Source organism: Agromyces sp. Root81, assembly GCF_001429165.1.
Lineage (GTDB): Bacteria > Actinomycetota > Actinomycetes > Actinomycetales > Microbacteriaceae > Agromyces.
This window is the reverse complement of record NZ_LMIR01000002.1, coordinates 772,158-786,299: the sequence shown is the minus strand read 5'-3', so window position 1 is coordinate 786,299 and position 14,142 is coordinate 772,158. Positions and strand designations below refer to the sequence as shown.

Here is a 14,142-nt window from a genome sequence, read left to right as displayed (position 1 = left end):
CGTGTCATGACGCAGGGTGACGGCTACTTCGGCATGGAGCCCGACTCGTTCTGGTGGACGCTCATCTTCGGGCTCCTCGGGGGCCTCACTGCGGCGTTCATCACGGGCATCTGGTGGCTCTCGCCCGTCGGCGTCGTGCTGACGGTCCTCGTCGCCGCTCTCGTGGTTCGGCAGAAACAGCGGCGGCGAATCCGGCCGTCGGCCGCCGTGCGGTTCACCAGGCGATGAGCTTGACCGGCGCGTGAGCGGCCGGAGCCTCACTCAGGCGCCGGGCCGGCCGCGGCGCCTGCGGCGAGGCTCGTCGAGTCCGATGTGCACGCGAGTGCGCCTGCGCTCGAAGACGATGAACGCCGCGCCGAGCGCCCAGAGCGGCAACTGCGTGAGGAACGCGAGACGGAACGCCTCGAGGCTGTAGGTGTCGGGCGTGCCCGCGCCGAGCGCGTCCATCGCGATGCCGATGAACAGGATCGCGAGCAGTGCGGCGAGGAACCCGCCGACGTTCACGATGCCCGTCGCGGTGCTGAGCCGGTGGCTCGGGTTGTAGGTGCGGGCGTGGTCGAAGCCGATCATCGACGCGGGCCCGCCCGTGCTCAGCGCGAGCGCGAGGGCGAAGAGCAGCCAGAGCGGCGCCGGCCCCGGCCACAGGATGACGGCGAGCCACGCGACGACCTGGATGCCGATGATCGGCAGCACGAGCATGCGCGAGCGGCGCATCGGATGCCGGCTCGAGAGCGCCCCGATGACCGGGCCGACGACCATGCCGGCGACGACGTAGACGCTGAAGATGAGCGAGGCCATCGCGGGCGTGAGGCCTTCGCCGACCGTGAGGAACGGGAAGCCCCACAGCAGGATGAATGCCGTGCCCGAGAACGGCGTCGTGAAGTGCGACCAGAACGCGAGCCGGGTCGCGGGGTGGGCCCATGACTCCGTGAACCCCTGGCGCAGGTCGGCCGACGATGTCACGGCGTGCATGGCGCCGGTCCTGGTGTCGACGCTCGCATCGGTGTCGCGACCCGGTGGCCGGTTTCGGATGACGGCGAACGTCAGCACGGTGAAGAGCACGCCGAGCCCGGCGAGACTGCCGAAGGCGATCGTCCAGTCCGTCGCGTGCAGCAGCGCCGCCATGGGCAGGATCGCGAGCAGCTGCCCGGTCTGCCCGACGATGCCGGTGAGCTGCACCATGAACGGCGCCTGGCGCTCGGGGAACCACACCGCGACGACGCGCAGCACGCTCGGGAAGATCGCCGCGTCGCCGGCGCCGAGCAGCATGCGGGCGAGGATCGCCGTGCCGACGTCGGGTGCGAACGCCATCACGAGTTGTCCCACCGCCATGAGGAACATGCCGATCGTGATGATCGGGCGGGCGCCGAAGCGGTCGAGCAGGATGCCGACCGGGATCTGCATCGCGCCGTACACGAAGAGCTGGATCACCGCGAACATCGACAGCGTCGAGGCATCCGCATCGAATCGGACGGCCGCGTCGACGCCCACGGCGGAGAGCGAGGTGCGGTTCGTGACCGACAGCATGTAGGCCGCGACGCCGACACCCCACACCAGCCAGAGACGCCAGGGGCGCACAGCCTGGGGCACGATCGTCACCGGCTCCCCACTACGTCTCGATCCGACGTCAGTCGATCACCGGTCGGTGCTTCCAGCGTATCCGCCCGAGCGGATGCCCCGCCGCGAACGCAAGCGGCGAGGCATCCGTCGCTCGGCTACCCGAGCAGGTGCGCGAGCACCCGCTCGACCATCGCCGCGCGCTCGGCATCCGTCGACAGCTGCTCCAGGCCGAAGCCGAACAGCAGCGAGTCGGGTGTCGCCGTCGCCGCGATGATGGCGCCGAGGCCCTCCGTGCGCTCGAAGTTCGAGCTGTTGCCGGGACTCGACTCCGGTGCATCCAGCACCGTCCAGGCCCCGAGATCAGTCTCGAAGCCTTCGGCCTCCATGATGTCGCCGCCGACGACGAGCTTCGTGTCGTCGAGGATGAGCCCCATCGCGCCCGATGACGGGTCGGTGACGTAGCTCACGACCACCTCGACCTGCGCGCCCGCGTAGGCGCTGAGGTCGAACGCCACGGGCACCCAGCCGCCGGACGAGCCGGTGAACGAGTTCCACTCACCGGTCGAGCCCGTCGGCGTGCACGGGTTGCCGCCGGTCAGGTAGTGCTCGAGATGGGAGTGCTCGGCCAGGAGGAAGCCGGCTTCGCACTCCGTGGGCACGTCGGTCGAGGTGCCGCCGTTCAGGTCGGGGAGCGTCGTCCACTCCTCGGTTCCGACGGGGCGCACCTCGACGAGCACGTGGTCGTATCCGACCTCGGTCTCGAACGCCATCTGCGCCTCGAACGTCGGCGCATCCGCCGCGCTCACCGTGGTGAGATCGAACGTGCGCGCCAACCGCTGGTACCCGTCGTCGATGTGCGTGGCCGCGACGGCCCACGCACCCTCGACCGGAACGACCCGGCCTTCGGCATCGACGTAGTCGGCGGCGGCCCAGCTCTCGAACTGCGGGAACTCGTCGACTGGCAGCACCTCGCTCGTGGGCGTGAACGCCCCGACCTCGTCGATCGGGTTGTCGACCGTCGCCGGTCCGCCGAAGAGCGCCTCGACGCCGGTGAGCGGGTCGGCCGTGCCGGTCACTCCCGCGGCACCGAGCGGCGTGCGGTTGTAGCCGCCCAGCCAGTACTGCGTGAAGTCGTCAGCCAGCAGCAGGCAATCCGAGAAGAAGTCCTGCGTGACCACGCAGTCCGCCTCCGGTGCCCCGTCGAGCCCGTAGTAGATGCCGCCGAGCGCGTCGCCCAGCAGTCCGAAGTACCCGGCCGTCTCTCCGGAGAGCGCGAGCTTGCCGCCCTCGTTCATCCAGTCGCGTACCGCGATCGTGAGGTACTGCTGCCGTTCGGCGACCGAGAGGTCGGGGAGCGGACCGAACAGGAAGGTGTCGGTCAGCGCGTCCTCGGGGTCTTGCGTCAGCCGGTTGTCGCCGAGGTACCAGAACGCCGACGGGTAGTGCGAGAGCACACCGAGGGGGTGCGGCACTCCCTGCGCGTCGACGTCCCACGTGTCGGGCGCCACGCCGTTCGCCTCGATGGCGGTGACGTACTCGTCGAGGTACTTCGGCTCGGTCGTGCCCGGCGGGTACGTCGGGTTCACGCCCGTGTAGTCCTCGTTGGCGATCACGAGCACCGGGTTGCCCGAATCCTGCGCGAGCTCGTAGGTGAAGTGGTCGCTCTCGACCTTGCCCGGCTTCTCGCCGGGCCCCAGATCGGCGGGCGTGGTCTGCCCGGAGAACCAGACCTCGACGCTTTGGCCCGGGCTCGCGCCCTCCACGAGGCCTCGGTACTCGGCGTAGTAGTCGTCGTTCTCGTCGCCGTAGCGTTCGCCGCCGGCCCACTCGGCGATCTCGGCATCCACCACTGCACCGCCTTCGATCGAGTAGTGCAGCATCTTCGCCTTGAGGCTCCGCTTCGCGGTGACCGCGACGGGCTGCGGGTCGCCGTACGACACGTCGAAGCTGTCGACGACGAAGTCGGCGGCATCGCGTTCGACGACCGAGACCGGGTCATCCGGATCGAGCGCCGACTCCGCGACCGCGAGCGCGAACGGGATGTTCTTCTCGAACTCGGTCTGGATGAGCGCCTCGTCGTCGGGGAAGTTGAAGCCGCTCTGGCAGGCTTCGGCCTCCCACTCGTCGTCGGGCACCGAGTCGGATGCCGATTCGCACGTCGCCATCTCCGGGGTGAAGCCGAGCGTTCCGTACGCCTCCTGCATGTGCGAGTCGGTGTCGCCGTTCGTCGTGTAGAGCTCCGCCGAGATGTCGGGGTCGTAGCCGGGGATCGCCGGAGTGGCGTCGTCGCCGACCATCGCCTCGTAGATCACGTCGTCAGGAGACGGCGTCGCGACCTGCCAGCCGATCCCGTGCAGGAGCAGCTCGGCCGCCGAGTGGTAGTTCACGAGGAACTCCGGCGTGATGTTCGCGAAGAGCGAGTCGATCGCCTGCGTCTCGGGTTCGGATGCCGGCCCGCTGCCGCGATACGTCTCACTTCCGGGGTTCGGTGACGAGCCCTCGTTGTCGTAGCCCCACCGGGTCGGGAAGTTCCGGTTCAGGTCGACGCCGTCGCCCGGTGTGATGACGCCGTTGCCGTCGTTGTCGCGCACGTTCTTGCGCCAGAGGCGCTGGCCGTCCTCGAAGGTGAAGTCGTACCCGTCGGGGTTGGCGACCGGGATGAACCACATCTCGGTCGTGTTCACGAGCTCCGTGATGCGTGAGTCGGTGCCGTACCCGGTCAGCACGTGGTCGAGCAGGCGCCGCACCATCTCCGGCGTGATCCACTCGCGCGCGTGCTGCGCTGCGGAGAACACTGTCGCCGGGCGCTTGCCGTCCTTCACCTTCGGAGCGTTCTTCGTGACCCGCACCGCGGTGATGTCCTGGCCGTTGACGGTCTGGCCGATCACCACGAGTTCGGCGATCGTCGGGTTGTCCGCGGCCTGCGCCACGAGTTCCTCCTGGATGCCCCCGGCACCCGAGTACATGCGGAACACGCCGTCGCCGGGTGCCAGTGCCCGGCGCTGCGCCGAAACCTTCTGCTCGAGGTCGGTGCCGGCCTTCGCCAGCTCCGCGACCTGCTCGCCCGAGAGGATCACCTCGACGTCGAGCGTGCCGGCCTCGGGGCTCGGCGACGTGACGATCTCGGTGCGATCGACGCCGAGGCCGACGATCGCTGCGAGCCCGGAAGCATCGACCGTGCCCGTGTAGACCGCCAACTTGTCGTCGCCGCCGGGCGGAGGCGCCGGCTTCGCCACGCTCGGCGTGGCGCTCACGAGTGCGAGGATCAGGGCGGCAGCGGTGGCTGCAGCGAGCTGACGAGCGGTGCTCAGACGGAACATGGCGTACTCCCTTGTGCGCGATGGCGCGTCGGTGACGGTGTGTCCACGATCGTTCGAGCGGGGCGGATGGCCCGGGCTTGAACCTTCCTCATCTTTCCCGTCGCCTCGGCGAGCGTCAAGAGGGGAGCGCCGTCGATTCTCTCGACGGCGAGGTGCCGGTCCCATCAACGGCGAAGTGCCCGCCGAACTCGCGATGCGAGACTCGACGGGCACTTCAGTCACCTGGTGCGGTGGCCGGCGCTGGGGCTCAGGCCTTCGCGCGATCGGCCTCCGCTTCGGGCTCGGGATCACCGATGGACGAGTCGTCGACGAGTGCCGAGGCCTCGTCGGCGTCGGCCGTGTCGTCGGACGTCACGGTCGTGCCGTCGATCGCAGCGAGTTCCGCGTCGATGTCGGTGGCCGCCTGCTCGAACTGCGAGCTGTAGAGGCGGTAGTACGCACCCTTCGCAGCGATGAGCTCCTCGTGGTTGCCCTTCTCGACGATGTCGCCGTGCTCCATCACGAGGATGAGGTCGGCGTCGCGGATGGTCGACAGGCGGTGCGCGATCACGAACGACGTGCGCCCCTCGCGAAGCGCCGCCATGGCGTGCTGCAGCAGCAGCTCGGTGCGGGTGTCGACCGAGCTCGTCGCCTCATCGAGGATGAGCACCGACGGCTGCGCCACGAACGCACGGGCGATCGTGATGAGCTGCTTCTCACCGGCCGACACGTTCGACGCTTCTTCGTCGAGCACGGTGTCGTACCCGTCGGGAAGCGAGTGCACGAAGCGATCGACGTAGGTCGCCTGCGCCGCGGCCAACACCTCTTCGTCGGTCGCCGACTGGCGCCCGTACCGGATGTTGTCGCGGATCGAGCCGGCGAACAGCCACGGATCCTGGAGCACCATGCCCGTGCGCGCGCGCACGTCGTGACGCGTGAGATCCGCGATGTCCTGGCCGTTCACGAGGATGCGGCCGCCGCCCAGCTCGTAGAACCGCAGGATGAGGTTCACGAGCGTCGTCTTGCCCGCACCGGTCGGACCGACGATCGCGACCGTCTGCCCGGGTTCGACCCGGAACGACAGGTCGGTGATGAGCGGGCGTTCGGGCGTGTACGAGAACGCGACGTGGTCGAACACGATCGTGCCGTCTCCGTCGGCGGGCGCCGGGGCATCCGCTGCATCGGGTTCCTGCTCTTCGGCGTCGAGCAGTTCGAAGACACGCTCGGCCGAGGCCGTGCCCGACTGCACCACCGCAGCCATGCCGCCCAGCTCCGACAGGGGCTGAGTGAACTGCTGCGAGTACTGGATGAACGCCTGCACGTCGCCGAGACGCAGCTGCCCGGTGGAGACCATGAGCCCGCCGAGCACCGCGATGCCGACATAGGTCAGGTTTCCGATGAACATCATGCCGGGCATGATGATGCCCGACAGGAACTGCGCCTTGAAGGATGCCTCGTAGAGCTCCTGGTTCTCGGCCTTGAACTTCGCACGCGAGTCCTCTTCGCGGCCGAAGACCTTGACGAGCGCGTGGCCGGAGAAGGACTCCTCGACGCGGGCGTTCAGTCGACCGACCTTGCGCCACTGGATGCCGAACGCCTTCTGCGACTTCGGGCCGATGACGCCGAAGATGACCGCCATGAGCGGCAGCGAGACGAGTGCCACGAGGGCGAGCTGCCACGAGATCGTGAACATCATGATGAGCACGCCGACGACGGTGAGCACCGAGGTGACCACGGTCGACAGGGATTGCTGCATCGCCTGCGTGATGTTGTCGATGTCGTTGGTGACCCGTGAGATCAGCTCGCCGCGCTGCACCTTGTCGAAGTAGCTCAGCGGCAGGCGGTTGATCTTCGCCTCGACCGATTCGCGGAGGCGCCACATGGTCTTCACCATGATGACGTTGATCACGTAGCCCTGCAGCCAGGTGAGCACGGACGCGACCATGTACAGCGCGAGCACGAGGATGATGACCTGGCTCAGGCGCACGAAGTCCACGCCCTCGCCCGGCACGACGCCCGCGGTCGCGACGACGTTCGCGAGGTCGTCCTGACCCGATGCCCTGAGCGCTTCGACGGCCTGGTCGGTCGTCGTGCCCGCGGGCAGCTGCTGGCCGATGACGCCGGCGAAGATGATGTTCGTCGCCTCGCCGAGCACCTTCGGCGCCAGCACCGTGAGCACGACGCCGAGGGCGCCGAGGATCGACACGAAGATGAACGCGAAGGCATGCGGCTTCAGCAACCCGATGAGGCGGCCGAAGCTCTGGCCGAAGTTCTTCGCCTTGCCGGGAGCGACGGCGCCGCTCCAGTCGTCGGCGTTGATTCGCGCCTGCTCGCCGAGCTCGAGCTCGAGCTGCTCCTCTGCGGAGAGGGGGGTCTGGGCGGTCATCGGGCGGCCTCCACTCCGAGCTGGGATTCGACGATCTCGCGGTAGGTCTGCGAGGTCTCGAGCATTTGTTCGTGCGTGCCGACGCCGACCATGCCGCCGTCGTCGAGCACGACGATGCGGTCGGCATCGGTGATGGTCGAGACGCGCTGGGCGACGACGATCTTCGTCACCTCGGGCAACTCGCGCCAGAGCGCCTGCCTGAGTCTCGCGTCGGTCGTGAGGTCGAGCGCCGAGAACGAGTCGTCGAAGACGAGGATGTCGGGCCGGTGCACGATCGCACGGGCGATCGCGAGCCGCTGCCGCTGACCGCCCGAGACGTTCGTGCCGCCCTGGGAGATCCTGGCATCGAGCTGTCCGTCCATCTGCTCGACGAAGTCACGTCCCTGCGCGATCTCGAGCGCATGCCAGAGTTCTTCGTCGGTTGCGTCTTCACGGCCGTACCGGAGGTTCGACGCGATCGTGCCCGTGAACAGGAACGGTCGCTGGGGAACGAGACCGATCGACGCCCAGAGGTGGTCGAGGTCGGCCTCGCGCACGTCGACGCCGCCGACCTTCACGCTGCCGCCCGTGGCGTCGAAGAGTCGCGGGATGAGCGAGACGAGGGTCGTCTTGCCCGCGCCCGTCGATCCGACGATCGCGACCGTCTCACCGGGTGCGGCTCCGAACGTGATGCCCGAGAGCACGGGGTGTTCGGCGCCGGGGTAGGTGAACGCGGCATCCGTGAACTCGACCGAGCCCGGCGTGGGGAAGCTGGTCACCGGGTTCTCGGGCCGGGCCAGCGTCGACGTCGAGTCGAGCACTTCGCCGATGCGCTCGGCCGAGACCGCGGCGCGCGGGATCATGATCGTCATGAAGCTCGCCATGAGCACACCCGTGAGGATGAGCATCACGTACTGCATGAAGGCGAACAGCGTGCCGATCTGCACCTCGCCGGCGTCGACCGCGAACGCGCCGAACCACACGACGCCGACCACGGTGACGTTGAGCACGAGCATGAAGAGCGGGAACAGCAGCACGAACAGCGAACCGACCTTGCGGCCGACGATCATGATGTCGGTGTTCGCGCCGGCGAACCGCTCCTCCTCGATGGGCTCGCGCACGAACGCGCGCACGACGCGAACGCCGGTGAGCTGCTCGCGCATGATGCGGTTCACGTTGTCGAGCTTGTGCTGGTAGCTGCGGAACAGCGGCACCATGCGGCTGATGACGATCGCCGCGATGATCAGCAGCGTGGGCACCGCCACCGCGATGATCCAGCTGAGGCCGACATCCTGCTGGAGGGCGAAGATGACGCCGCCGATCGCGAGGATCGGTGCGGTGACGAGCATCGTGGCGCCCATCATCGCGAGCATCTGCACCTGCTGCACGTCGTTCGTGTTGCGGGTGATGAGCGAGCCGGGGCCGAACTTCGACACCTCGCGCTCCGAGAAGCCCGAGACGCGCTCGAAGACGTGGTCGCGGATGTCGCGGCCGGCTGCCATCGCGGCGCGCGCTGCGAAGTACGTGGCGATGATCGATGCGGTGATCTGCCCGAGGGAGATCAGGAGCATCAACGAGCCGGTCGACCAGATGTAGGCGGTGTCGCCCTTGCTGACGCCGTTGTCGATGATGTCGGCGTTGAGGCGCGGCAGATAGAAGGTGGCGAGCGCGGAGATGAACTGGAAGACCAGCACTCCGAGCAGGAGCCACTTGTAGGGTTTCAGGTAACGGACAAGGATTTTTCCGAGCATGGCGTCTCCATTGCGAGGAGTCAGGGAATCGAGCGGACACCGCCTGCCGAGGCGCGTTCGTGCGCGCACAGCACCGGCCAGGGCAGCCACACCCCTCGCTCGACCTGCAGCATCGCACCCCCGTACGACATTGCAGCGTTTCAGCCTCACACGACGGGCAGGGCGACGCAAGCGACACGGGGCCATCCGTCGCCCGCGTTCACCGAGAGCGAAATCTCCGGCGATCAGCACATTGGCGCACGTTCGTTGCGCGAGTGCTGAGCAGCTCGCTGCGGGAGTGCGATCTCGACGGCCGGGCAGGGACACTGCGCCGGCGACCCGCGAGAATGGGCGGCGGAGGTCGATGATGATCAGCACGCACGAGGTCGAGAACCAGGTGCCGGCGCGCGAGGGCGTCGACGAGTACACGTCGAACGTGCCGCTCGTCGAGGCCGTCGCGCGGTGGGGTCGCGGCGGCGCCGAGGCATCCGCTCGGGGGCCGCTCGCCGACGTCGGCGCGCTCGTCGGATCCGCGGCGTTCCAGCGCGACGCCGAGCGGGCGAACACGCACCCGCCCGTGCTGCACACGTTCGACCGCTGGGGACGTCGCATCGACGAGGTCGAGTACGACGACGCCTATCACCGGGTCATCGGGGCGGCCGTCGCCGCCGCTGCGCACACGGGCGCCGCCGCGAGGCCCGGGCCCGGCGCGAACGTCGATCGGGCGGCGGCGTTCCTCCTCTTCGCGCAGGTCGAGCCCGGGCATGCCTGCCCGGTGTCGATGACGCACGCCGCAGTGCCGACGCTCGAGCTCGCGGCATCCGGTCTGCGCGACGAATGGATGCCGCGGCTCCTGAGCCGCGAGTACGACCCTGCCCTCGGCGGTGCCGGCGCGGCGAAGTCGTCGGCGCTCGTGGGCATGGCGATGACCGAGAAGCAGGGCGGCTCCGACGTGCGGGCCAACACGACTCTGGCCGAGCGGCGCGGTGGTTCCGAGTCGGGCGGCGGCTCGGGTTCGTGGGGCGCGGAGTACGGGCTGACGGGGCACAAGTGGTTCTGCAGCGCGCCGATGAGCGACGCGTTCCTGGTGCTCGCGCAGGCGCGGCACGGGCTCAGCTGCTTCTTCGTGCCGCGGGTGCTGCCCGACGGATCGCGGAACGTGTTCCGCATCCAGCGGCTGAAGGACAAGCTCGGGAACCGGTCGAACGCGTCGAGCGAGATCGAGCTCGACGACACCTCGGGCTGGCTCATCGGCGAAGAGGGGCGCGGGGTCGCGACGATCGTGCAGATGGTGACGCGCACACGACTCGACTGCGTGATCGGGTCGGCGGCGGGCATGCGGCAGGACGTGGCCGAGGCCGCGTGGCATGTGCGGCACCGTCGTGCGTTCGGCGCGCTGCTCGTCGACCAGCCGGCGATGGCCGCGGTGGTCGCCGACCTGTCGCTCGAGTCGGAGGCGGCGACCCTTACGGCGATGCGGCTCGCGCGGGCGTACGACGTCGATGCCACTGACGCGGAGCAGGCGTTCCGTCGCCTCGCGACGGCCGTCGCGAAGTACTGGGTGTGCAAGCGCGGTGCCGGGCATGCGGCGGAGGCGCTCGAGTGCCTCGGCGGCAACGGGTACACCGAGTCGTTCCCGCTCGCGCGGCGCTATCGGGAGCAGCCGCTGCTCGCGATCTGGGAGGGCTCGGGCAACGTCATCGCGCTCGACGTGCTGCGCGTGCTCGTGCGCGAGCCCGAGGCGTTCGAGGCGTTCTTCGACGAGGTCGGGTCGGCGGCGGGGGAGTCGCCCGTGTTCGACGCCGCGCTGGACTCCGCGCAGTCGCTCGTGCGCGAGCTGTCGGCGACGGATGCCGCGGGCGCCGCGTCCCTCGCACGGGAACTGACCGAGCGGCTCGCTCTCGTGCTGCAGGGCTCGCTCACGCTGCGGCACTCGCCAGGCGGCGTGGCGGATGCGTTCGTGCGCACGCGGCTGGGCGATGAGGGCGGGCGGCAGTACGGCGTGCTGCCGCGCGGGGCGGATGTCGAGGGGATCCTCGCGCGGGCGTGAGCGTCGGGATACGGCTGCCACCAGGCTGTGGATAACCGCGATCGGCCGCTGCTCGCTCGCCTAGGGTATTCGCCATGTCCCTCTCCCGACCGTCGCGGCGATCCCGCCGGAGTGCGGGCGCCGCGCTCGCCGCAGTCGGTGCCGTCGCGCTGCTGCTGAGCGGGTGCACCGGCGGTGCCCCGGCTCCGTCGCCGAGCCCGACAGCGGATGCCTCGGAGCCGATCTTCGCGTCGGATGAGGAGGCGCTCGCGGCGGCCGTTGAGGCGTATGAGCTCTACCGGGTCATCTCCGGCGAGATATTCGAGGAGGGCGGTGTCGAACCTGAACGGATCAACCCTGTCGTAACAGAGACTTTCGCATCGACGCTCCGGGAGGAGTTCACGGCCCTCGAAGATCTTGGGCTACGGTCGGTCGGCACCACAGTTGTTGATACGACGTCACTCGTTAATCTGGCCGTTGTCGATGGTCGTGCCGAGGTTTCGATCTACCTATGCCGCGACGTTTCCGGCACCCGAATCTTCGACGGCACTGGTTCCGATGTGACTCCGGCGGATCGCCCGCTTCGGGTGCCATCTCAAGCGTTCTTCGTTTCCTCAGACGATGACGTGCGCACATTGCTTGTAGACGGGGTCGAAGAGTGGTCTGGCGAAGACTTCTGCTGATATCCGTGGCCGTCGCTGTCATGACCTTGCCGACTTCGAAGGCCGCAGTCGCCCAGGAACCGGCGAGCGGAACGTGTTCGGAGACGATGGTAGCCCTGGGCTGCGGCTCAGTAGAGGGAACCCTGACACCCGAAGCGGCCATGATCGAAGCGATTGCCGGACAGCCTCAGCAGACCCCGAGCGAGGCGAGCGACAGCGCTGACCCGCGGCGAGATGAGGATTCTACGAATGAGGACGAACACAACGCCCCAGCGCCGCCCGTTCGCGAGTACTGCAGCCCGGTGAACACCGTGCACTGCGTGACGCCGTCGACGCCCGAAGACCCTGCGGCACCCGCCCCGGCGGTCGTCGTCACCCTGCGCGACATCGCATCCTTCACCCCCGCGAAGCCGGGCAACGACATGGAGCCGGGTGGCTGGGCGGTCGAGGACCTTCCGGCCAACTTCGTGGCCGAGGCATCCGCTCAGGTGGTGTCGGGCACGCTGCTCGGCCAACCCGCCGATGTGCGGTTCACGCCGGTCGGCTACCGCTGGCTGCACAGCGACGGCGGCGTCGTCGAGAGCGGCAGACCGGGCGCGACCTGGGCGACGCTCGGGCAGCGCGAGTTCACGGCGACGGGTACCAGCCACGTGTACGCCGAGTCCGGCGAGTACACGGTCTCACTCGAGGTCGTGCTGCGCGCCGAGTACCGGTTCGCGGGCTCGGGGTGGCGCTCGATCGCGGGCACGCTCGCCGTCGCGAGCGATCCGCAACGGGTGCTCGTCGGCGAGTTCGACACGGTGCTCACCGACGGCGACTGCAACGCGAACCCGTCCGGCCCCGGCTGCTGAGGATCTCCGTCGCGCGGCGGAGGCGCCGCCGCGCGCGATGGGGTGGGATGAACGCATGACCGAGACCCCGGAGACCTCGCCGAGCTCGAAGCCGCCGCCACGCTCGATCGAGGGCTGGGGGATCGGACTCGCACTCGGTGTCGGCATCGGTGTGTCGTTCGGCACCGCCCTCGGCAACCTCGGGGCGGGCATCGGCATCGGTCTCGGCATCGGTGTCATATTCGCCCTCGCGTTCGGGGCGGCGAAGAAGCCGTCGACCGACGGCGCGGCGCCGACGATGCAGGATTCGACCGAAGGCGACCCGCCCGCCGGCGACCCGCCTGCCGGTGACCCGACCGCCGGCGACCCGCCTGCCGGTGACCCGCCAGCTGCCTAGAGCGAAGCGGCGAACGTCGGCTCGTACAGTTCGCGCAGTCCGGTCCTGCCGTTCGCCGCAAATGCTGCGCGCTGACGCGCAGCTCCGGTGCCGTTGCGCAGCAGCCGTGCGACGCCCTCGCGTGCGAGCTCGAGGTCGCCGGCGGCCTCGAGCGCCGGCTGCAGCACGCGGATGCAGCGATCCAGCGTCTCCTCGGCGGGCCGGAGCTCGATGAGCACGGGGTCGAGCACCTCGCCCTGCAGGCCCGAGTGCGCCGAATGCATGAGCGACGCGTTCAGGAGTTCGGGCCCGGGCGCCGCTTCGGGGGTGGGCTGCACCGCCGCCGACCTGCCGAGCTCGTCGTCGAGCACGCAGTCGACGAGGGCGCGGAAGAGCGCGGCGAGCAGCACCGCCGACCAGGCCTCCAACTGCGCGTCGGCGACCCGCACCTCGATCGTCGGAAGGTGCGACGAGAGCCTCGCGTTCCACATGATGATCGCCTGGTCCTGCATGCCGCCGATGCCGATGAGTCGCTCGAGGCGGCGGTCGTAGTCGTCGCCGTCGCGGAACACGGGCGGGCATCCGGTCGTCGTCCAGCGCCGCTGGGAGACGTTGCGCCAGCTCTCGAATCCCGTGTCGTGACCGCGCCAGATCGGCGAGTTGCCGGTCAGCGCCGAGAAGAGGGGCAGCCAGTTGCGCGTGACGTTGAGCGCACGCACCCCGGCATCGTGGTCGACCACGCCGACGTGCACGTGGAGCCCCTGGATCTGGTGGTCGGCGATGACCCCGCCCATCTCGTCGACGATGCGCAGGTACCGCGGCAGGTCGGTGACCGTCGGGAACCCGTGCGCGTCGGGCGGAGCGCCGACACTCGCGACGGTCACCCCGAGCCGTGCGGCCTCCTCGGCGAGCTCGTGCCGGAATCCGACGAGCGAGGCGAGCGCCGCGTCGGTCGAGGTGAACACCGTCGAGGCGTGCTCGACCTGTGATGCGAGGAACTCGCGGTGCGTGATCGGAGCCCACGCCGGCAACGCGGAGAGGGTGTCGAACGCGCCCGCCGCGACATCCGCTGGTCGTAGGGTTTCCCGATCGAGGAAGACGAACTCCTCCTCGATTCCGAACGTCGTCGGTTCCGCAACCATCAGAGCCTCCCCCGAGCGCTGATCGAACTCTCCTCACCCGCGGTGCCGGTGTCAAGCCCCGTGAACGCGGGTGACCTCGAATCGTCGAAATCCGTCACACAGCCTCGACATACTGGTGGGAGCGCGGTTCAGCCTCCCCAGATCGAAGG

Annotated in this window: 10 protein-coding genes; 5 read left to right on the top strand and 5 right to left on the bottom strand. The window is 69.1% G+C overall.

Features of this window, described 5'->3' with window-relative positions:
• The first annotated feature begins 6 nt into the window (after positions 1-6).
• Positions 7-228 carry a hypothetical protein gene (locus tag ASE14_RS08700; RefSeq protein ID WP_056653587.1) on the top strand — a complete coding sequence of 74 codons (222 nt, stop codon included), beginning with the start codon at positions 7-9 and terminating at the stop codon, positions 226-228.
• Positions 229-261: 33 nt separating this feature from the next.
• Here the strand turns inward: ASE14_RS08700 and ASE14_RS08695 are convergent, their stop codons facing one another.
• The 4 genes from ASE14_RS08695 to ASE14_RS08680 form a co-directional block, all read right to left on the bottom strand.
• Positions 262-1,599, bottom strand: coding sequence for a nitrate/nitrite transporter (locus tag ASE14_RS08695; protein ID WP_056653585.1), 1,338 nt, complete (start codon positions 1,597-1,599; stop codon positions 262-264).
• Positions 1,600-1,715: 116 nt separating this feature from the next.
• Positions 1,716-4,880 (bottom strand): M14 family metallopeptidase, encoded by a 3,165-nt coding sequence (locus ASE14_RS08690; protein ID WP_082600358.1) that lies wholly within the window; start codon positions 4,878-4,880, stop codon positions 1,716-1,718.
• 247 nt (positions 4,881-5,127) lie between these two features.
• Complete coding sequence (locus ASE14_RS08685) at positions 5,128-7,245, bottom strand: ABC transporter ATP-binding protein (protein ID WP_056653582.1); 2,118 nt, start codon at positions 7,243-7,245, stop codon at positions 5,128-5,130.
• On the bottom strand, positions 7,242-8,975 hold the full coding sequence (locus ASE14_RS08680) for an ABC transporter ATP-binding protein (RefSeq protein ID WP_056653579.1): 1,734 nt from the start codon (positions 8,973-8,975) through the stop codon (positions 7,242-7,244). Before ASE14_RS08680 ends, ASE14_RS08685 begins: the two co-directional genes overlap by 4 nt.
• A gap of 343 nt (positions 8,976-9,318) precedes the next feature.
• Here ASE14_RS08680 and ASE14_RS08675 point away from each other — a divergent pair, with 343 nt between their 5' ends.
• The 4 genes from ASE14_RS08675 to ASE14_RS08660 all read left to right on the top strand — a co-directional run bounded on the left by ASE14_RS08675 (position 9,319) and on the right by ASE14_RS08660 (position 12,872).
• The gene (locus ASE14_RS08675) at positions 9,319-11,004 is read left to right on the top strand and encodes an acyl-CoA dehydrogenase family protein (RefSeq protein ID WP_056653576.1); all 1,686 of its coding nucleotides are present in this window, start codon (positions 9,319-9,321) and stop codon (positions 11,002-11,004) included.
• A gap of 74 nt (positions 11,005-11,078) precedes the next feature.
• Positions 11,079-11,666 carry a hypothetical protein gene (locus ASE14_RS20960; RefSeq protein ID WP_056653574.1) on the top strand — a complete coding sequence of 196 codons (588 nt, stop codon included), beginning with the start codon at positions 11,079-11,081 and terminating at the stop codon, positions 11,664-11,666.
• Positions 11,667-11,947: 281 nt separating this feature from the next.
• A complete protein-coding gene (locus ASE14_RS08665) occupies positions 11,948-12,496 on the top strand; it encodes a hypothetical protein (RefSeq protein WP_056653571.1) in 549 nt (182 codons plus the stop codon).
• A gap of 55 nt (positions 12,497-12,551) precedes the next feature.
• Positions 12,552-12,872, top strand: coding sequence for a hypothetical protein (locus tag ASE14_RS08660; protein ID WP_056653568.1), 321 nt, complete (start codon positions 12,552-12,554; stop codon positions 12,870-12,872).
• Here ASE14_RS08660 and ASE14_RS08655 read toward each other — a convergent pair.
• Complete coding sequence (locus ASE14_RS08655) at positions 12,869-13,993, bottom strand: YbdK family carboxylate-amine ligase (protein WP_056653565.1); 1,125 nt, start codon at positions 13,991-13,993, stop codon at positions 12,869-12,871. The two genes, ASE14_RS08660 and ASE14_RS08655, sit on opposite strands and share 4 nt — an antisense overlap.
• Between the last annotated feature and the right edge of the window lie 149 nt (positions 13,994-14,142).